The organism is Umezawaea tangerina (genome assembly GCF_003002815.1).
In the GTDB taxonomy this organism is placed as follows: Bacteria; Actinomycetota; Actinomycetes; order Mycobacteriales; family Pseudonocardiaceae; genus Umezawaea; species Umezawaea tangerina.
Genome location: NZ_PVTF01000022.1, coordinates 64,940 through 83,649 on the forward strand (window position 1 = coordinate 64,940; position 18,710 = coordinate 83,649).

17 protein-coding genes are annotated in these 18,710 nt (G+C 71.3%); 11 read left to right on the forward strand and 6 right to left on the reverse strand.

All coding sequences use genetic code 11. The features are described from left to right. Nucleotides 1–307: 307 nt before the first annotated feature. The gene (locus CLV43_RS44005; RefSeq protein ID WP_106196486.1) at nt 308–2,956 is read left to right on the forward strand and encodes a discoidin domain-containing protein; all 2,649 of its coding nucleotides are present in this window, start codon (nt 308–310) and stop codon (nt 2,954–2,956) included. A 134-nt stretch (nt 2,957–3,090) separates the two neighbouring features. Next, a complete protein-coding gene (locus CLV43_RS44010) occupies nt 3,091–4,158 on the forward strand; it encodes an ATP-dependent DNA ligase (RefSeq protein ID WP_211304852.1) in 1,068 nt (355 codons plus the stop codon). A gap of 236 nt (nt 4,159–4,394) precedes the next feature. On the opposite strand, the gene CLV43_RS44015 is transcribed toward CLV43_RS44010, so the two are convergent. The 3 genes from CLV43_RS44015 to CLV43_RS44025 form a co-directional block, all read right to left on the reverse strand. Further along, nucleotides 4,395–4,688, reverse strand: coding sequence for a hypothetical protein (locus tag CLV43_RS44015; protein WP_106196487.1), 294 nt, complete (start codon nt 4,686–4,688; stop codon nt 4,395–4,397). Further along, complete coding sequence (locus tag CLV43_RS44020; RefSeq protein ID WP_425445806.1) at nt 4,675–4,911, reverse strand: DUF397 domain-containing protein; 237 nt, start codon at nt 4,909–4,911, stop codon at nt 4,675–4,677. The genes CLV43_RS44015 and CLV43_RS44020 overlap by 14 nt, the downstream gene beginning before the upstream one ends. Nucleotides 4,912–5,032: 121 nt before the next feature. Continuing rightward, nucleotides 5,033–5,905: a helix-turn-helix domain-containing protein gene (locus CLV43_RS44025; RefSeq protein ID WP_106196489.1), complete on the reverse strand. Its 873-nt coding sequence runs from the start codon at nt 5,903–5,905 to the stop codon at nt 5,033–5,035. Between the two features lie 230 nt (nt 5,906–6,135). On the opposite strand from CLV43_RS44025, the gene CLV43_RS44030 reads away from it, so the two are divergent. Then, nucleotides 6,136–6,975: an SAM-dependent methyltransferase gene (locus tag CLV43_RS44030; RefSeq protein ID WP_106196490.1), complete on the forward strand. Its 840-nt coding sequence runs from the start codon at nt 6,136–6,138 to the stop codon at nt 6,973–6,975. A 330-nt stretch (nt 6,976–7,305) separates the two neighbouring features. Here CLV43_RS44030 and CLV43_RS44035 read toward each other — a convergent pair whose 3' ends face one another. Beyond that, nucleotides 7,306–7,983 (reverse strand): SRPBCC family protein, encoded by a 678-nt coding sequence (locus CLV43_RS44035; protein ID WP_106196492.1) that lies wholly within the window; start codon nt 7,981–7,983, stop codon nt 7,306–7,308. A gap of 99 nt (nt 7,984–8,082) precedes the next feature. On the opposite strand from CLV43_RS44035, the gene CLV43_RS44040 reads away from it, so the two are divergent. Beyond that, nucleotides 8,083–8,742, forward strand: a complete 660-nt coding sequence (locus CLV43_RS44040) for a TetR/AcrR family transcriptional regulator (protein WP_106196493.1) — start codon at nt 8,083–8,085, stop codon at nt 8,740–8,742. On the opposite strand, the gene CLV43_RS44045 is transcribed toward CLV43_RS44040, so the two are convergent. Further along, complete coding sequence (locus CLV43_RS44045; protein ID WP_106196495.1) at nt 8,739–9,305, reverse strand: TetR family transcriptional regulator; 567 nt, start codon at nt 9,303–9,305, stop codon at nt 8,739–8,741. The genes CLV43_RS44040 and CLV43_RS44045 overlap by 4 nt on opposite strands. Before the next feature lie 266 nt (nt 9,306–9,571). Between CLV43_RS44045 and CLV43_RS44050 the strand changes: the two genes are divergently transcribed. The 4 genes from CLV43_RS44050 (at nt 9,572) to CLV43_RS44065 (ending at nt 14,326) form a co-directional block, all read left to right on the forward strand. Beyond that, nucleotides 9,572–10,450, forward strand: a complete 879-nt coding sequence (locus tag CLV43_RS44050) for a LysR family transcriptional regulator (RefSeq protein WP_106196497.1) — start codon at nt 9,572–9,574, stop codon at nt 10,448–10,450. 89 nt (nt 10,451–10,539) lie between these two features. Further along, nucleotides 10,540–11,046, forward strand: a complete 507-nt coding sequence (locus tag CLV43_RS44055) for a (2Fe-2S)-binding protein (protein WP_106196499.1) — start codon at nt 10,540–10,542, stop codon at nt 11,044–11,046. Beyond that, nucleotides 11,043–12,038, forward strand: a complete 996-nt coding sequence (locus CLV43_RS44060) for an FAD binding domain-containing protein (RefSeq protein ID WP_106196501.1) — start codon at nt 11,043–11,045, stop codon at nt 12,036–12,038. The genes CLV43_RS44055 and CLV43_RS44060 overlap by 4 nt, the downstream gene beginning before the upstream one ends. Next, complete coding sequence (locus CLV43_RS44065) at nt 12,035–14,326, forward strand: xanthine dehydrogenase family protein molybdopterin-binding subunit (RefSeq protein ID WP_106196502.1); 2,292 nt, start codon at nt 12,035–12,037, stop codon at nt 14,324–14,326. The genes CLV43_RS44060 and CLV43_RS44065 overlap by 4 nt, the downstream gene beginning before the upstream one ends. Before the next feature lie 95 nt (nt 14,327–14,421). On the opposite strand, the gene CLV43_RS44070 is transcribed toward CLV43_RS44065, so the two are convergent. Beyond that, complete coding sequence (locus CLV43_RS44070; RefSeq protein WP_106196504.1) at nt 14,422–15,237, reverse strand: alpha/beta fold hydrolase; 816 nt, start codon at nt 15,235–15,237, stop codon at nt 14,422–14,424. Nucleotides 15,238–15,462: 225 nt separating this feature from the next. Here CLV43_RS44070 and CLV43_RS44075 point away from each other — a divergent pair, with 225 nt between their 5' ends. From CLV43_RS44075 to CLV43_RS44085, 3 genes are all read left to right on the forward strand, one after another. After that, nucleotides 15,463–16,809: an MFS transporter gene (locus tag CLV43_RS44075; protein ID WP_281262208.1), complete on the forward strand. Its 1,347-nt coding sequence runs from the start codon at nt 15,463–15,465 to the stop codon at nt 16,807–16,809. Nucleotides 16,810–16,840: 31 nt separating this feature from the next. Further along, nucleotides 16,841–17,656, forward strand: a complete 816-nt coding sequence (locus CLV43_RS44080) for a dienelactone hydrolase family protein (RefSeq protein ID WP_106196505.1) — start codon at nt 16,841–16,843, stop codon at nt 17,654–17,656. Nucleotides 17,657–17,772: 116 nt separating this feature from the next. Continuing rightward, on the forward strand, nt 17,773–18,354 hold the full coding sequence (locus tag CLV43_RS44085; RefSeq protein WP_106196507.1) for an AfsR/SARP family transcriptional regulator: 582 nt from the start codon (nt 17,773–17,775) through the stop codon (nt 18,352–18,354). Nucleotides 18,355–18,710 lie beyond the last annotated feature (356 nt).

The window sequence follows — 18,710 nt, forward strand, 5'->3', positions numbered from 1 at the left end:
CTCGATTCGGCGACACCTTCGACGACCGGACGCCGCGGCACACCCGTTGGCACCAAGGGGAGAACCACGTTCGGCGTAGCGCCCGTCCCGGTCCAGGAAACTTCGAGCGGAACCTTGACGGCCGAATTTCGGGGATGTTAACTCCACCACACACCCATGGAACCGGTTCCGGGACCGGTTACACATCAACGAGAGAGCGCTCTCTCAGCAGGGCCCGCCGATCATCGCGGCGGGTCGCACCGCGCCCAGAACACCCTGCCCACCCCTCCGGGCTCCAAGCCGTCTCCTCATTCCGACAGGCAGGAACATGAGACTCGCTGTCCCCATCTCCCCGTCCCCACGCCGACGCTCCCTGCGCAGGCTCTCCGTCCTGCTCGTCGCCACCGCGACGCTGCTCGGCACCCTCTCGTCCACCGACTCCGCCCCCAGCGCGAACGCCGCCCCCGTCCTGCTCTCCCAGGGCAAGACCGTCACCGCCTCGTCGACCGAGAACGCGGGCACGCCCGCCTCGGCCGCCGTCGACGGCAACGCGGGCACCCGCTGGTCCAGCGCCGCCGCCGACCCGCAGTGGCTCCAGGTCGACCTCGGCTCCAGCGCCACCGTCAACCAGGTGGTGCTGAACTGGGAGGCCGCCTACGCGCGGTCGTTCCAGATCCAGACCTCCGCCGACGCCTCGACGTGGACGACGGTCTACACGACCACCACCGGCACCGGCGGCGTGCAGACGCTCGACGTCACCGGCACCGGCCGCTACGTCCGGGTGCTCGGCACCGCCCGCGCCACCGGCTACGGCTACTCCCTGTGGGAGTTCCAGGTGCTCGGCTCCCAGGGCGACGCTCCGCCGTCCGCGGCCTGCGGCTCGGCGAACGTGGCGCTGAACAAGCCCGCCACGGCGTCCTCGACCGAGAACGCGGGCACGCCCGCCTCCGCGGCCGTCGACGGCAACGCGGGAACCCGCTGGGCGAGCGCCGCGAGCGACCCGCAGTCGCTGCAGGTCGACCTCGGCTCGTCGCAGTCCATCTGCCGGGTGGGCCTGAGCTGGGAGGCCGCCTACGGCAAGTCCTTCCAGATCCAGACCTCGGCCGACGCGTCGGCGTGGACGACGGTCTACAGCACCACGACCGGCACCGGCGGCAACCAGACGCTGGACGTCACCGGCACCGGCCGCTACGTCCGGGTGCTCGGCACGGTCCGCGGCACCGGCTACGGGTACTCCCTGTGGGAGCTCTCGGTCAACACCACCAGCGGCACCGTCGACGTGCCCGTGACGGACCCGCGCAACCCGGACTTCGGCCCGAACGTGTCGGTGTTCAGCCCGTCCACGCCCGCCGGTGACATCCAGGCCAAGCTGACCGCCGTCGCGAACCAGCAGCACACCAACCAGTTCGGCCCCGAGCGCTACGCACTGCTGTTCAAGCCGGGCAGCTACAACGCCGACGTGAACCTCGGCTTCTACACCCAGGTCGCCGGTCTGGGCCTGTCCCCCGACGACGTCAACCTCAACGGCCACGTGCGCGTCGAGGCGGACTGGCTGCAGCAGGGCGACAACCCGAACAACAAGGGCAACGCGACGCAGAACTTCTGGCGCTCCGCCGAGAACCTCTCGGTGACCCTGCCCGCCGGGCAGATCGAGCGGTGGGCCGTGTCGCAGGCCGCGCCGTACCGGCGCATGCACCTGCGCGGCCAGGTCCAGCTGTGGAACGGTGGCGACGGCTGGGCGAGCGGCGGCTTCATCGCCGACTCGAAGATCGACGGCGTCGTCGTGTCCGGTTCGCAGCAGCAGTTCTACACCCGCAACACCGACCTCAACGGCGGCTGGAACGGGTCGGTGTGGAACATGGTGTTCCAGGGCACCAACGGTTCCCCGCCGCAGAACTTCCCCAACCCCTCGCACACCGTCATCGACCAGACCCCGCAGGTGCGCGAGAAGCCGTTCCTCTACATCAACGGCTCCGGTGACTACAACGTCTTCGTCCCGTCGCTGCGCGCCAACTCGCGCGGCACCACGTGGGGCGCGGGCGCTCCCGCCGGGTCGTCGATCTCGCTGAGCCAGTTCTACGTGGTGAAGCCGGGCTCGCCGACGTCCACCATCAACGCGGCGCTGGCCGCGGGCCGGAACCTGCTGTTCACCCCCGGCGTCCACCACCTCAGCGAGTCCATCAAGGTCACCAGGCCCGACACCGTCGTGCTCGGCCTCGGCCTCGCCACCCTGATGCCGGACAACGGCTCCGCCGCCATCCAGGTGTCCGATGTGGACGGCGTCAAGCTCGCGGGCCTGCTCGTCGACGCCGGCCCGGTCAACTCGCCGGTCCTCGTCGAGGTCGGTCCCACCGGCTCCAGCGCGAGCCACTCGGGCAACCCGACGTCCCTGCACGACGTGTTCATCCGCATCGGCGGAACGGGCACGCTCGGCCGGGCCTCGGTCAGCCTGAAGGTCAACAGCAACAACGTCATCGGCGACCACATGTGGCTGTGGCGCGCCGACCACGGCAACAACGTCGGCTGGACGCAGAACACCGCGGCCAACGGCCTCGTGGTCAACGGCAACGACGTCACCATGTACGGCCTGTTCGTCGAGCACTACCAGGAGTACCAGACCCTCTGGAACGGCAACGGCGGCAAGACGTACTTCTACCAGAACGAGATGCCCTACGACCCGCCGAACAACGCCTCGTGGGGCAGCGGGAACGGCAGCCAGGGCTGGGCGGCCTACAAGGTGGCCGACTCGGTGACCACCCACCAGGCGTGGGGGCTGGGCAGCTACGCGTTCTTCCAGACGAACCCGGCCGTCGTGGCCAGTCGCGGGTTCGAGGTGCCGAACAAGCCGGGCGTGCAGTTCCGGGACCTGGTGGCGGTGTCGCTCGGCGGCGTCGGCACGATCACCAACGTGATCAACAACGTCGGTGCCACGGCGAACCAGGCCAACCAGATCTCCTACGTGGTCAGCTACCCGTGAGCCGGGCGGCGCGCGTCGCGTCGTGACGCGCGCCGCTCTTCCACCTCCGGAACGCCGCGGAGCCCCCTCGGGGGGTCCGCGGCGTTCTGCTGTTCCGGGAGGTGGGGTCGGGCGGTTCGACCTACCCTGCAGCGATGGACCTGCCCGTGATGCCGCCGGTCAAGCCGATGCTGGCCCGAGCCGTGCACGAGGTGCCGCGCGCGCCGGGACTGGTGTACGAGCCGAAGTGGGACGGCTTCCGGTGCGTGGTGTTCCGCGACGGCGCCGAGCTGGAGCTCGGCTCGCGCAACGACCGCCCGTTGACCCGCTACTTCCCCGAGCTGGTCGAGCTGCTGCGCGACGTGCTGCCCGAGCGGTGCGTCGTGGACGGTGAGATCGTGATGGTGACCGGGACCGGGCTCGACTTCGACACCCTCCAGCTCCGCCTGCACCCCGCCGCCTCGCGGGTGCGCAAGCTCGCCGAGGAGACCCCGGCCAGCTTCGTCGCGTTCGACCTGCTGGCCCTGGACGACCGGGACCTGACGGCGGCGCCGTTCAGCGAACGGCGGGCGCTGCTGGAGGGCGTGCTCGGCGGTGGGCTGTCACGGGTGCACCTGACCCCGCTCACGGCCGACCCGGACGTGGCGGCGGACTGGTTCACCCGGTTCGAGGGTGCCGGTTTCGACGGCGTGATGGCGAAGCCGGACGTGCCGTACGAGCAGGACAAGCGGGTCATGTGGAAGGTGAAGCACGAGCGCACCGCCGACTGCGTGCTGGCCGGGTTCCGGTGGCACAAGGACGGTGTCGGCGTCGGCTCGCTGCTGCTCGGCCTGTTCGACGACGAGGGCGTGCTGCACCACGTCGGCGTCGCCAGCAGCTTCACCGCCGCCCGTCGCCGCGAGCTCGTCGACGAGCTGGAACCGCTGCGCGCCGACGCCCTGGACGGCCACCCGTGGCGCGACTGGGCCGAGGCGCGGGGCCGCGTGCCCGGCGCGCAGAGCCGCTGGAGCGTCGGCAAGGACCTGTCGTGGGAACCGCTGCGACCGGAGTGGGTGGCGGAGGTCCGCTACGAGCACGTGTCCGGCGGCCGCTTCCGCCACATGAGCCGCCTGGCCCGCTTCCGCCCCGACCGCACTCCCGAGTCCTGCACCTACGCCCAGCTCGAAGCGGTCGCCCCCGCCGAGCTCGCCACCCTCTTCGCCCCGGAGACCGGGACGCGCTGAGGCCGAGTGGTCCGGCGCCGCCACGACTCGCGGCGGCCCATCCCGAACCGCGGACGAGCCGAGGCCCGGTGGGTCGAGCGAACCCCTCAGTCGCTCGGCCCACCGGCCCCGCGCCCGCGTGAACGGGCGGTGTCCGAGGGCGGATCGACCCCGTGCGGTCGACGTGGGCCGGTCGAGCGGAAAGGCTTGGGGCGAAGCGGAAACGCGCCCGCGGTCCACACGGGACCGCGGATCCGTCAGGCGATCCGGTCGTCCGGCAGGTCCAGCAGCTCCTCCAGCACCGAGCACACGGGGCCGTGGGTGCGCCAGGAGAAGCGGCTGGGGGTCAGCACGTCGGGCTCGTCGGCGGGCATGCGCGTGGCGACGGCGTCGTCCTCGGTGTGCAGCCGGACCACGTCGATCACGTTGTCGTGCGCCCGCACGCCGACGACAGCGGTGAGCTCACCGCGCTCGTCGGTGGGGTGCAGGAACTGGAAGCCGCGGGCGATCAACTCGCGCAGCCGGACCTCGGCGCCGTCAACCGAAGTCATCGAACTCACCGTTCTTGGCACCCGCCAGGAACGCGGTGATCTCGGCGCGGGTGTAGACCAGCGCGGGACCGGCGGGGAACCGGGAGTTGCGCACCGCGACCACGTCACCGGCCAGCTCGGCCAGCTCGACGCAGTTGCCGAGCGCGCCGCTGTAGGCGCTCTTGCGCCACGTCGCCCCGGCGAGGTGCGCCGCCGACATGCCGTTGTGGACCTCGTTCGTCACCACTGCCACCACCTATCGCCCCCGAGCGCATCTGCACGTGCATCCGACTGAGCACCGACCGTAGCACCCGGTGCCGCACGGGTAAATGCACGTGCACCTGCGAGTGCATAGGCTGATCGGGTTAAATCTCCGCGCGCACCTTGCTCAGCATCTGACGGGTGCGGTCGGGGGTCAGCGCGTCCACGGTGAGCCGGTCGAAGACCCGGCTGTAGAGCTCGACCTCGTCACGTTTGTCCAGGTAGAGGGCACCGGCGAGGTGTTCGATGTACACCAGGTCGGGCAGCTCCGGCTCACCGAACCGGAGCATGGTGAACGGGCCTTCGGCGGCGTAGCCGCTGAGCTGGTAGGGCACCACCTGAAGGGTGATCTGCGGTTCCTTGGTCAGCTCCAGCAGGTGGTCCAGTTGGTCCAGCATGACCTCGCGTCCGCCGATCGGCCGGTGCAGGACGGACTCGTCGATCACCGCCCACAGCCTGGGCGCACCGGACCTGTGCAGGATCTTCTGGCGGTTCATCCGCAGGCCGACCCGCCGTTCCACGTCCTGCCCCGCCGAGTCCGGCCTGCCGTGGCTCGCGATGGCCCGCGCGTAGGACTCGGTCTGCATCAGACCGGGCATGAACTGCAGCTCGTAGGTCAGGATCCGGACCGCCGCCTCCTCCAGGCCGACGTAGTCCTGGAACCAGTCCGGCATGAGGTCGTTGAAGCGGTGCCACCAGCCCGGTTGGTTCGACCGCTTGACCATCTCCAGGAACGTCTCCCGGTCGGTCTGGTCGGTGACGCCGTACATCGTGAGCAGGTCGGCGACGTCGCGCTCCTTGAGCCCGACCCGTCCCAGCTCGAGCCTGCTGATCTTCGACTCGGAGCCGCGGATCGAGTACCCCGCGTCGGCGCGCGTGATCTCCGCGGCTTCGCGGAGCCTCCGCAGCTGGGCTCCCAGGACGATCCGCAGAGCGGTCGGTCCACCGGATGAGGCAGCGGGATCAACCGTGGTCATAACCGTCCTCCTGAGTTTCCCGGCACTTGCGCCCACACGTGGCAGCCGGTCCACCCGAACAGCGGTTGCGCTCAGTGATGGCGACTTCGCCTGGTCACAGAACGTACACCGCGTGGTGCCAAGGTCAACTTCGTGCCTGATGCTCGCACTTCGAGCCCATATGCTTACGCTAGGTGCACTGTGATCTGGTGCACAAACACCCTCGTTAACAACGCTCTGTGAGGCCTCTGATGCCCGGTAGCACCGCCCCCACGTCGGACGTTGCCGCACCCGTATACATCGACACGACCAAGGCGAGCATCGCCAGGGTCTACGACGCCTTCCTGCACGGGAAGGACAACTACGAGATCGACCGCGAGGTCCTCCGCCGCGTCCAGCGCGTCGCGCCCGAGGCCGCCACGCTGGCCTGGGACAACCGGGCGTTCCTGATCAGGGCGAGCCGCTTCATCGCGAGCCAGACCGGGATCACCCAGTTCCTGGACTGCGGCTCCGGCCTGCCCACCGCGGAGAACACCCACCAGGTCGTCCAACGCCTCCAGCCCGAGGCCAAGGTCGTCTACGTCGACAACGACCCGGTGGTCCTGGCCCACGGCCGCGCGCTGCTGGAGGAGAACGACCAGACCCACTTCACCGCCGAGAACATCTTCGAGCCGGAGAAGATCCTGGCCAACGAGGTCGTGCGCAAGCACATCGACTTCACCAAGCCGGTCGCCCTCTTCCAGATGGGCACGCTGCACCACTACAACGGCGAACGCTCCCCCGCCGACATCATGAAGACCTACGTCGACGCCCTGCCTTCCGGCTCGTACGTCGGCATCTCGCACTTCTACGACCCGGAAACCCCCGAACACAGCGAACTGGCCCGCCGCATGGAGGACACCTTCCTCCACAGCCCCATGGGCACCGGCCTCTTCCGCACACGCGACGAGATCCTCGCCATGTTCCCCGGCCTCGACCTCATCGAACCCGGCCTCGCCCTCTGCGCCGAATGGTGGCCCGACGGCCCCCAGATCAAGCAGCTCGACCAGGTCTCCCACTGCATCGTCGGCGCCATCGGCCGCAAACCCTGACGCTGGAACAAAAGCCAAACGTCCCAGCAACGCTGGAAGCAGCACACACGTCACCCAGCAACGCTGGAAGCGAGCGGTGCTCGTCCGCTCGTGCGGTCGGCTTGACTTGGGGTTTTTGGGCTTAGACTTGCGGCGGCGGGCAGGCTCTACCACCTGCCCTTTTTCGCCCGACGAAGCCCAAAAAAGGGGCCCCAAGTCAAGCCGACCGCACATGGGTCCGCTGTAGCGACACCCCCGGAGACCGCGGCACCCATACCGGGCGACACACCGCGGCTAGAACACCCGGCGACCCCAACACCGCCGCCAATCGGGTGACACACCCCGAACCCCTCAATCCCCCGGATACCTCTGCGCCCACCAAGCAGTCCACCGCGCATCCAGCTCCCCGAACTCCACTTCCCCCAGCCCGTACGTACTCAACACCGCCATCACCGCCGCATGCGGCTTCGCCTCCGACGGCGGCGTCCGAGCGATGACCAGCAACCCCTCCCCCCAACTCTCCACGGTCACCCCCACCTGGTTCTCCGACCGGAACCACACCTCCCCCGCCGCGGCCTCCCCCACCAGATCGACCGCGTACCGACCCTCCACCCCCGACAACCCCAACGCCTCCTCGACCCCCACCGCCCCCGCGTACCCGGCGAAGTGCAGAGTCCGCCGCGCCACCCCCGGCTGCCGTTCGAGGGCGAACCTGAGCTGCTGGAGGAACGTCGTCCAGCCCTCGGTGATGTCGTCGTAGTAGGCGTCCAGCGCCGGGTCGTCCCCGTGCGGGGCGCGGGTCAGGGTGACCAGGGTGCCCTCGCCGTCGGGTTCGACGGTGAAGCGGTCGCCGCCCCGCACGCGCAGCGCCCGGCCTTCCTCCAGCACGTCGGCGAAGAAGACCTGGTCGATCTCGTCGTCGAGACCGTGGTAGTCCCAGCCGTGCCACTGGCGGACCTGCTCCTTGTCCCGCAGGGCCTGCCACACCGCGTCGACCGGTGCGGCGACGGTGACCTCGATCCGGGTCATGAGTCCTCCGTTGTCCGTTCCAGGAGCTGTAGACAATGCCAGGTCACGACCTTCGGCGCAGGGACGCGCCGACAGGTGAGGGTCGACTAACCTGGGGTCGTGGAGTGCACTCCGACCTTCCTGCGCGCCCGCAGGCCCGAGCACAAGCAGCAGCGCCACGACGCGATCCGCGCCGCGGCGCGGGAGCTCGCGCTGCGCCGGGGCGTGCGGTCGGTCAGCCTCGGCGACATCGCCGCCGAGGTCGGGGTGCACAAGTCGGCGATCCTGCGGTACTTCGAGACGCGCGAGGAGATCTTCCTGCTCATCGGCGCGGAGTGCTGGCAGGAGTGGAGCACCGCCGTGCACGCCGAGCTGGAGGGCGCGTCCGGTGCGCGGGCGTTGGCCGAGGGGCTGTCGCGGACGCTGGCGGAACGGCCGTTGTTCTGCGACCTGCTGGCGCACGCGCCGATGAACCTGGAGCGGCACGTCTCGCCGGGTGCCGTGCGCGAGTTCAAGCTCGCCGCGATCGAGGCCGTCGACTCGCTGTCCGCGCTCGCCGTGCGGGTCGTGCCGGAGATCGGGGCGGACCGCGGGTTCGAGGTGATCAGCGCGGTCGGCTGCTTCGCCGCCACCGCCTGGCAGGCCTCGCACCCGCCGGAGGCGCTGGCCGCCCTCTACGCCGCGGACCCGAAGCTCGCGAAGGCGTGCCTCGACTTCATGCCCACCGTCAGCCGGTTCGCCCGCGTCTTCATCGCGGGTCTGGTCACGGGCGTCGACTAGAGCGGGCCCGGCACGCCGACGAGCCCGCGCACCATGTCCACCACGGCTTCCCGTCGCGCGGCGTCGCCGTCGGCGGACGGGAACGCCGTCGGTGACGCCGGGCCCCACGTCCCGGCGAGCGCGAACACCAGTGCCAGCACGATCTCCGGTGACCGGGCCGTCGTGACCCGCCCCTCGGCCTGGGCCCGCGTGACGGCGTCCACCTTGGACCGGTAGGACGCGGCCACCGCGGGCAGCTGTTCCAGGGCACCGCGTTCGAGCCGGTGCCACGTCGCCAGGCGGGGCAGGTCCGGGTGCGCCAGGTAGAAGTCGAACAGCGCGCCCGCGTAGGACGGCAGGTCCTCGGCGGTGAACGGGACCTCGTCCATCACCTGCACCACGTGGGCGTCGAAGACCGCGTCGAACAGCCGGTCCTTGCTGGAGAAGTAGACGTAGATGAGGTTCTTGTTGGCCTCCGCCGCCGCGGCGACGCGGTCGACCCGCGCGCCCGCGATGCCGAACGCCGAGAACTCCGCCGTCGCGGCGGCCAGGATGCGGGCCTTCGTGGCCTCGGCGCGGGACATGGCGGCGATCCTATCGGGCCGCCGGGAACGCTTGGCGCACCGGGAAAGAGCGGTCCGGTGTGGACTGTCGCGGGCCGGGCGCGAGTGGTGTTTTCCCGGCCGCCCGCGGACCCGTCACCGCCGTGGTCACCGGTTTTCCCCGCGGCTCCGCGCGTTCGGGCGCCGGACGGCCGGGCCGCGGTCGCAACCGGCTGCGCCGTTCGCCTTCGCCGCCCGGCGGGGCCCCGCGGGCGTCCTACGCTGGAAGCGACTCGTGGAGGTGGGCGGTGGACGTGGACCTGCGCAAGCTGCGGTACTTCGTCGCGGTCGCCGAGGAGCTGCACTTCGGGCGCGCGGCACGGGCGCTGGACATCGCGCAGCCGGTGCTGTCCCGGCAGATCAGGGCGTTGGAGGAGGACTTGCGGGCCCGGCTCCTCCTGCGGGACAAGCGGGGCACCACCCTCACCCCCGCCGGGGAGCAGCTGCTCGCCGACGCCCGGCCGCTGCTCGCGAACGCGGACGCGTTGCGCCGCAGGGTGGGGCGGGCGGCGCGCGGCGCGGACCGGTTCACCGTGGGGTCCCTGCCGGGGCTGGCCGTGTCCGCGCCGATCCGGGAGCTGGCGAGCCGCCACCCCGGACTCACCGTGGACGTGGTGCGCACCGGCTGGGACGACCAGACCGACGTGGTCCACGACGGACGGGTGGACGTGAGCTTCGTGCGGCTGCCGGTCGACCGGCACGGGCTCCAGGTGCGGCCGCTGACGACCGAGCCGCGCGTGGTCGTGCTGCCGGTCGGGCACCGGCTGGCCGCCAGGAAGTCCGTCTCGATCACCGACCTGGCCCACGAGCACCTGGTGCGCGATCCCGCCGCCGCACCGGAATGGCGAGATGTCGCCACCGGGGTGCGCGCCGGATCGCGGCACGCGCGCACCGACGTCCGTACCGTCGAGGAGAGGCTCGAACACGTCGCCTCGGGTGCCGGTGTGGTCGTCCTGCCGCTGTCGGTGGCGACGTTCCACAGCCGCCCGGACCTGACGCACGTCCCGATCGGCGACATCGGCCCCGACCACGTCTGCCTGGTCTGGGACGCCTCCCGCCGCAGTCCGCTGATCCACGAGTTCGCGGCCATCGCGGAGGAGCGGCACCGGTCCCTGGAGACCACCTGAGACATAAGAGGACACTGGGACGTTGTTAAAGCAACGTCGTTCCGTTAACGTGGCGAGCAAGCAGGGCACGTCACGAAGGAGCGGTTCACGTGGTCGAGGTTCGGATGCGGGTCAACGGGGTCGACGAGAAGTTCGACCTCCCACCGCAGGTCAGCCTGCTCGACGCGCTGCGCGGGACGCTCGGGTTGACCGGCACCAAGAAGGGGTGCGACCAGGGCGCCTGCGGCGCGTGCACGGTGCTCGTGGACGGGCGGAGGATCAACTCCTGCCTGGCGCTGGCCGTGCAGTACGACGACCGGGACATCACCACGGTCGAGGGCCTGGCCGACGACGAGGGCCCGCACCCGCTGCAGTCGGCGTTCGTCCGCAACGACGGCCTCCAGTGCGGCTACTGCACCTCCGGCCAGCTCTGCTCGGCCGTCGGGATGCTCGCCGAGCACAAGGCGGGCGTGCCGAGCGCGGTCACCGAGCACCTGTGCGCGACCGACGTCGAGCTGTCCGAGGCCGAGATCCGCGAGCGGATGAGCGGCAACCTGTGCCGCTGCGGCGCCTACAACGGCATCGTGGCCTCCATCCAGGAGGTGGCGACCCGATGAGGACGTTCGCCTACCTCAGCGCCGACGACGTGGCCACGGCCGTCCAGGCGATCTCCACCGAGCCGGGGGCGAAGTTCCTCGGCGGCGGCACGAACCTGGTCGACCTGATGCGCGAGGGCGTCGAGCACCCCGACACCGTCATCGACATCACCCGGCTCCCGTTGACCGGGGTCGAGGAGCTGCCCGACGGCGGTGTGCGGATCGGCGCGCTGGTGCGCAACAGCGACCTCGCGGGCGACCGGCTCATCCGCGGCCGCTACCCGATGCTGTCCCAGGCTCTGCTGACCGGCGCGTCCGCGCAGCTGCGGAACATGGCGACGGTCGGCGGGAACGTGCTGCAGCGCACCAGGTGCGCCTACTTCTACGACGGCACGGCGGCGTGCAACAAGCGCGAGCCCGGCGCCGGTTGCGACGCGATCGGCGGCTTCAACCGCAACCACGCGATCCTCGGCACGTCCGAGGACTGCATCGCCACGCACCCGTCGGACATGTGCGTGGCCCTCGCGGCCCTCGACGCGGTCGTCGAGGTGGAGAGCGTGCGCGGGAAGCGCCGGATCCCGCTGGTGGACTTCCACCTGCTGCCCGGTGGCACGCCGCAGGTCGAGACGGCGCTGGAGGCCGACGAGCTGATCACCGCCGTCGAGTTGCCGCCGTCGCCGCTGGCCGCGACCTCGCGCTACCGCAAGGTGCGCGACCGGGCGTCGTACGCGTTCGCGCTCGTGTCGGTCGCCGCCGCGCTGGAGGTCGCCGACGGCACGGTGACCGGTGTCCGGCTCGCGCTCGGCGGCGTCGCCGCGAAGCCGTGGCGCGCCTACGAGGCCGAGCGCGTGCTGCTCGGCGCCCCGGCGACCGAGGAGTCGTTCCGGCTGGCCGCCGAGGCCGAGCTGGCGCCCGCCGTCGGCCGGTCGCAGAACGAGTTCAAGATCGAGCTGGCGAAGCGGGCGGTCGTGGCCACGCTGCGGCAGCTGCTCACCGAGGGAGGCGCGGCGTGACCCAGGTCCAGAACCCACCTAAGGTCGACGTCCCCACCAGGTACGTCGGCAGGTCGATCGACCGCGTGGACGGGGTCGTGAAGACCACCGGTCAGGCGGAGTTCACCGCCGAGGTCCCCTACCCCGACATCACGCACGCCGCGATGGTGCACTCGACGATCGCCCGCGGGCGGATCACCGCCATCGACACGGCCGCGGCCTCCGCCGTGCGCGGCGTGATCGCGGTGATCACCCACGAGACCGCCCCGCCGATGAAGCCGCCCGTGCCCGTCAACATGGTGAACATGGAGACGCTCGCGTCCGGCTCGACGGTCAACTACCTCAACACCGACGAGGTGTTCTGGAACGGCCAGCCGGTCGCCGTCGTGGTGGCGGACACGCCCTACGCCGCGCACGAGGCCGCCGCGCTCGTCCGCGTCACCTACGACGAGCTGCCGTCCACACTGGACTTCCACGCCGAGGTCCCCAACTCCGTCCCCCAGCCGAGCAGCATGATCATGCCCGTGGGGGCGGACAAGGGCGACGCGGAGGCGGCGCTCGCCGCGGCGGCCGTGTCGGTCGACCTCCGGTTCTCCACGCCGATGCACCACCACAACGCGATCGAGCCGCACGCCACGACGGCGTCGTGGGACGGCGACCGGCTCACCGTGCACGACGCCGCGCAGGCCATCACCTGGCTGCAGAAGCACCTGGCGCACAAGTTCTCCGTGCCGGTCGAGGGCATCCGGGTGATCGCCCCGTTCGTCGGTGGCGGCTTCGGCGGCAAGGGCATGATCTGGCCGGGCACGATCCTCACCGTCATGGCGGCCAGGGTCACCGGCAGGCCGGTGCGGATGGTGCTCACCAGGGAGGCCGTCTACCGCACGGTCGGCGCGCGCACGCCGTCCGTGCAGCGGGTGGCGCTCGGCGCGGACGCGGACGGGCACCTGACGTCGCTGATCCACACCAGCGTGACCCAGACGGGCAACGTCGGCGGCATGCCGGAACCCGTGACCTCGCAGTCCAGGTACGTGTACGCGGCGGACAACATCCTGCTGAAGCAGGACGTCGTCCGGTTGGACCAGGTCTCCAACACCCCGATGCGCGCCCCCGGCGAGGCGATCGGCACGTACGCGCTGGAGGTGGCGGTCGACGAGCTCGCCGCCAAGCTGGGCGTCGACCCGATCGAGCTGCGCCTGCGCAACGAGCCGAAGACGGACCCGTTGCACGGCAAGAAGTTCTCCCAGCGCAGGCTGACCGAGGCCTACGCCCGCGGCGCCGAGCAGTTCGGCTGGGCAGACCGCACACCGGAGCCCGGTTCGATGCGCGACGGCAAGTGGCTGGTGGGCATGGGGGTCGCCACCGCCTTCTTCCCCCAGCTCCAGCTCGGCGCGAACGTCGTGGTGCGGCTGTCGGTGGACGGCACCGTGGTGGTGCGCAGCGGTTTCCAGGAGATGGGCATGGGCGGCGCGACCGCGCAGGCGCAGATCACGGCCGACGCGCTCGGCGTGCCCTACGAGTCCGTGCGGGTCGAGTACGGCGACACGACCATGCCGATCGCGCCCATGGCCGGCGGGTCGACGCAGACCGCGAGCGTCGCGGCGAGCCTGCTGACCGCGTGCGAGAAGCTGAAGAAGTCGTTGCTGGGCCTGGCCAAGAAGTCCGGCTCGTCCCCGCTGACCGGGCGGAAGCTGGAAGACCTCACCGCCCGCGACGGCGGGCTGTTCGCGGGCGGTGTCGGCGAGACCTACGCAGAGATCCTGGCCAGGGCGGGCAGGCCGTCCATCGACGCCACCGTCGGCTCGGACACCAAGCTGGGGCAGCTGGCCGGGAACCTGAGGTTCATGTCCAAGTTCATGCTCGACCAGCGGCGCTGGGTGAAGGCGTCGTCCGGCGCCCAGTTCTGCGAGGTGCGGGTCGACTCGGAGACCGGCGAGGTGCGCGTGTCCCGCTGGCTCGGCGTGTTCGACGTCGGCACCGTGGTCAACGCGAAGATGGCGCGCAGCCAGCTGCGCGGCGGCATCGTGATGGGCATCGGCATGGCGCTGTCGGAGGAGACCCTGGTCGACCCGCGCACCGGCCGGATCATGAACCCGAGCCTGTCGGAGTACCACCTGCCGGTGCACGCGGACATCCCGCGCATCGACGTCGAGTACCTCGACGACCCGGACCCGACCATGCCGCTCGGCCTGCGCGGGATCGGCGAGGTGGGCATCACCGGTGTCGCGGGCGCCATCGCGAACGCCGTCCACCACGCGACCGGCAGGCGCGTGCGGGACCTGCCGATCACCCTGGACAAGCTGCTCTGACCGTCCGCTCCGGACCGGGCAGCACCCGGACGCCCGCCCAGCCGCCGGGGAGGACGTCCACGCGGGCGGAGGGGCGGGCGGTACGGCCCGCCCCTTCACCCGCGCAGCAGGTACCTCGTGCACGCCGCCGTGAACTCCTCCGGTGCCTCGAGCCACGGCACGTGCCCGGTGTCCAGCACCACCCGCGTCGCGTTCGGCAGCGCGCGTTCCAGCGAGTCGACCGCCGTGCGCGGCCGGACGTCGTGGGCGCCGTCGACGATCAGCGTCGGCACCTCCAGCCCTCGGCAGGCCTCGACCAGCTCGTCCTCCCGCCAGGTGCGCCGGTCCTCGGCGTCGATCGCGGCGTTGCACTCGTGGTTGACGCCGAACCACGGCGTGGCCATCCGCTCGGCGAACGCGGTCGCGGTGGTCGGGTCGACGAACTCCACCGACCACTGGAGGACCGCGAGCTCGCGCTCCTCGGCCTCGTCGCGCGCCCGGCCGCGCAGCTCCTCCCACCGGGCGAACCCGTCCCCGAGGCGGGCTTCGAAGTTCGCGGAGAACGCCTCGCGCCAGTCCCAGCCGAGCCCGACGCCGGACACGTAGCCGAGCGCGGTGACCCGGTCCGGGTGGTCGAGCGCGTAGCGCAGGGCGAGCTGCGCGCCCCAGGAGTGGCCGAGCAGCACCATCCGGTCGAGGCCGAAGTGCTCGCGGACCGCGTCGAGGTCGGCCGCCGTTCGGGCCGTCGAGTACGGGCCGCGCCGCTGCGACCGCCCGCTCCCCCGCTGGTCCCAGCGGACCAGCCGGGCGGGCAGGTCGAGGTCGCCGAACATGTCCCACAGGCCGGGGCCGCCGTGGCACAGCACCACCGGCTCACCGGCACCCGTCGCGCTCGCCCACAGCTCGCACCCGTCGTCCGTCCGCACGCCCATGGTGTCGACTCTAGGGCGAACGCGGTGGCACCAAAGGGCTTCCGCGTGCAATTCGGGCAATTCGCCGTAGATCGAACCAGCCCGCCGACCAGCCGGGCGAACGTTGGCCGCATCTCGTCACAACCACGGCTAACCAACCTGTTAGTCCAATACCCTGGACAGGTGACAGGACAAGTACTCGACGTCCAGCCGACCTCCGCACCGCTCGCGACCCGCTCACCCGCACTGGTCGTCGCGGTGCTCGCCTCCGGCGGCCTGGCCGCGTCGCTGATGCAGTCGCTCGTCATCCCGCTGATCCCCGAGTTCCCCCGCCTGCTGCACGCCTCCCCCGTCGACACCTCGTGGGTGATCACCGCGACGCTGCTGGCCGCGGCCGTGATCACACCGGTCAGCGGACGGCTCGGCGACCTCTACGGCAAGCGCCGGGTGCTGCTGGTGAGCCTGGCCGCGCTGGTCGTCGGCTCGGTGGTCAGCGCGCTGACCGAGTCGGTGTGGCCGATGGTGCTCGGCCGGGTGCTCCAGGGGTGCGCCATGGGCGTGGTGCCGCTGGGGATCAGCATCATGCGCGACCAGCTCCCGGCCGACCGGGTCGGCGCGGCGATGGGCCTGATGAGCGCCACGCTCGGCGTCGGCGGCGCGATCGGGCTGCCGCTGTCGGCGGTCGTCGCGCAGCAGGCCGACTGGCACGTGCTGTTCTGGGGCTCGGCGGTGCTCGGGGTCGTCTGCGCGACCCTGGTCCGCTTCGTCGTGCCGGAGAGCCCCCGTGCTCCGCGGGCGCGATTCGACCTGCTCGGCGCTCTGTGGCTGTCGGTCGGGCTGACCGCGCTGCTGATGGCGACGATCAAGGGCGCGGGCTGGGGGTGGACCAGCGCGGCGACGCTCGGGCTGTTCGGCACGGCCGTCGCGGTCCTGCCGTCGTGGGGCCTCTACCAGCTGCGCACCACCGACCCGCTGGTGGACCTCCGCGTCTCGGCCCGGCGCCCGGTGCTGCTGACGAACCTGTCGGCCGTGCTGATCGGCTTCGCGATGTACGCCTCCGCCCTGCTGTTCCCCCAGCTGCTGCAGGCGCCGGTCGAGACCGGTCAGGGGTTCGGGCTGTCGATGCTGCAGGCCGGGCTCTCGGTGGCCCCGCTGGGACTGGTGATGATGCTGCTGTCCCCGCTCTCGGCCCGCCTGTCCGCGCGCTACGGCGCCCGGACCACGCTGCTGGTCGGCGTGCTCGTCATCGCCGTCGGCAACGGCTCGGCGGTCCTGCTGACCACGGCCGTGTGGCAGATCGTGGTCGCCTCGGCGGTGATGGGCGGCGGCATCGGCATCGCGTTCGCCGCGATGCCCGCGCTGATCATGGGGTCGGTACCGCGGGGCGAGACCGCGTCGGCCAACGGCGTCAACACCCTCATGCGGTCGATCGGCACGTCCACCGCGAGCGCGGTGCTCGCGACGATCCTCGCCAACACGGCCACGGCCACCGGCCCGTCCAGGCTCGGCTTCCACATCAGCTTCATCACGGCCGCGGGCGCGGCGCTGGTAGGACTCCTGCTTGCCGCGTTCATCCCCCGCCGGGCGGCATGATCGACGCAGGCCAACCAGAACGAGGAGCACCATGACCGACACCGCACCCGCCTCCGACCTGACCGGCTGGAAGCACCGGTCGTTCACCGCCGCGGGGATCACCCACGACTGCTTCGAGAAGGGCGAGGGCCCCGGCGTCGTGGTGATGCCGGAGATCCCCGGCATCCACCCCGAGGTCCTCGGCTTCGCCGACCACCTGGTCGACCAGGGGTTCACCGTGGTGCTGGTGTCGCTCTACGGCATCCCCGGCAAGGCCGTCTCGGCGGGCTACTCGCTGTCCTCGATCGGCAAGGCGTGCGTGTCCGCGGAGTTCCGGGCGTTCGCCACGAACGCCCACCGCCCCGTCACCGACTACCTGCGCGCCGTCTCCCGCGACCTCGCCGCCCGCACGCCGGGCAAGGGCGTCGGCGTCATCGGCATGTGCTTCTCCGGCGGGTTCGCGCTCGCGGCCGCCGTCGACGACGTCGTGCTGGCCCCGGTGCTGAGCCAGCCGTCGGTGCCGTTCCCGATCGGCGAGACCCGCCGCCGCGACCTGGGCCTGGCACCGGACGAGGCGGCGCGGATCGTCCAGCGCACCAAGGACGAGGGGCTGTGCGTGCTGGGGATGCGGTTCAGCGAGGACTCCCTGGTGCCGCCCGCCCGGTTCGCCCACCTCCGCGAACTGCTCGGCGACGCGTTCGAGGTCATCGAGCTGGACTCCTCGCCCGGCAACGCGGGCGGGTTCACGAAGAACGCCCACTCGGTGGTCACCGGCGAGGTGCGGGACGTGCCCGGCCACCCGGCGCTGGGAGCGCGCACGCGGGTGGTGGAGTTCTTCCGCGAACGGCTGACCGCGGCGGCCGAGTAGGCCCGTGGACCAGCCGGTCCGCGGTTTCGTCGCGGACGACGGCGAACCTCAAGGCGGTCCCGGACGTCCTTCTGGACGTCCGGGTTCGCAGACGGGGTCGGGGTGGTGGGCGTGGGATGGCGGAGCTGAGGTTCGCGTTGCTGGGTCCGGTGAGGGCGTGGCGCGGGGGTGAGGAACTGCCGCTGGGCTCCCCCCGGCAGCGGGTGGCGCTGGTGCGCCTGCTGCTGGGCGAAGGGCGGGCGGTGTCGGTCGAGGAGGTCATCGACGCGGTGTGGGGCGACGAGCCGCCGCGCGGGGCTCGTGGGGCCGTGCGCACGTACGTGCACCGGTTGCGGCGGACGCTCGGGGACGGCGACGACGAGGTGATCGCGTCGGCCGGGGGCGGGTACGCGATGGCGGTGGAAACCGGGGCGGTGGACTGGGGGCGGTTCCGGATGAGGGTGGAAGCGGCCGCGAAGGCGCGGGAGAGAGGGGCGATGGGGGCGGCGGCGGATCTGCTGCGGTCGGCGGAGGGGTTGTGGAGGGGGGAGGCCTTGGAGGGGCTGGAGGGGGCGTTCGCGGAGGGGGTTCGGGGGCGGTTGGGGAGGGCTCGGGAGGAGGCTTTGGGGATCGGGGTGGGTGCGTCGACAGCGGTTGTCGGATTCGCCGAGCTTGGCACCGGGTATCGCTACAGCGGACTCCGGGTGCGGTCGGCTTGACTTGGGGCCCCTTTTTTGGGCTTCGTCGGGCGAAAAAGGGCAGGTGGTAGAGCCTGCCCGCCGACCAATTTTAAGCCCAAAAACCCCAAGTCAAGCCGACCGCACGAGCGGACGAGCACCGCTCGCTTCCAGCGTCGTTGGGCGTTTGTCTTTTGTTCCGGCGTTGTTGGGTGTTTGTCTTTCGTTCCGGCGTTCTTGAGTCTGTGTGTTGCTGTTGCTGTTGCTGTTGCTGTTGTTGGGCAGTCTGATGTGGAGGGTTGGGTCGGGTCTTGCGGGTGGGTGAGGCGCGGGCGGCTGCGGTGGACTGGGTGGTGGGGGTGGGGAGGGGGGAGGTCGGGTATTCGGGGGCGTACTTC

Coding starts and splice junctions, on each gene's coding strand:
- CLV43_RS44005 (WP_106196486.1), top strand. CDS start 308: ATGAGACTCGCTGTCCCCATCTCCCCGTCCCCACGCCGACGCTCCCTG.
- CLV43_RS44010 (WP_211304852.1), top strand. CDS start 3,091: ATGGACCTGCCCGTGATGCCGCCGGTCAAGCCGATGCTGGCCCGAGCC.
- CLV43_RS44015 (WP_106196487.1), bottom strand. CDS start 4,688: ATGACTTCGGTTGACGGCGCCGAGGTCCGGCTGCGCGAGTTGATCGCC.
- CLV43_RS44025 (WP_106196489.1), bottom strand. CDS start 5,905: ATGACCACGGTTGATCCCGCTGCCTCATCCGGTGGACCGACCGCTCTG.
- CLV43_RS44030 (WP_106196490.1), top strand. CDS start 6,136: ATGCCCGGTAGCACCGCCCCCACGTCGGACGTTGCCGCACCCGTATAC.
- CLV43_RS44035 (WP_106196492.1), bottom strand. CDS start 7,983: ATGACCCGGATCGAGGTCACCGTCGCCGCACCGGTCGACGCGGTGTGG.
- CLV43_RS44045 (WP_106196495.1), bottom strand. CDS start 9,305: ATGTCCCGCGCCGAGGCCACGAAGGCCCGCATCCTGGCCGCCGCGACG.
- CLV43_RS44060 (WP_106196501.1), top strand. CDS start 11,043: ATGAGGACGTTCGCCTACCTCAGCGCCGACGACGTGGCCACGGCCGTC.
- CLV43_RS44070 (WP_106196504.1), bottom strand. CDS start 15,237: ATGGGCGTGCGGACGGACGACGGGTGCGAGCTGTGGGCGAGCGCGACG.
- CLV43_RS44080 (WP_106196505.1), top strand. CDS start 16,841: ATGACCGACACCGCACCCGCCTCCGACCTGACCGGCTGGAAGCACCGG.
- CLV43_RS44085 (WP_106196507.1), top strand. CDS start 17,773: ATGGCGGAGCTGAGGTTCGCGTTGCTGGGTCCGGTGAGGGCGTGGCGC.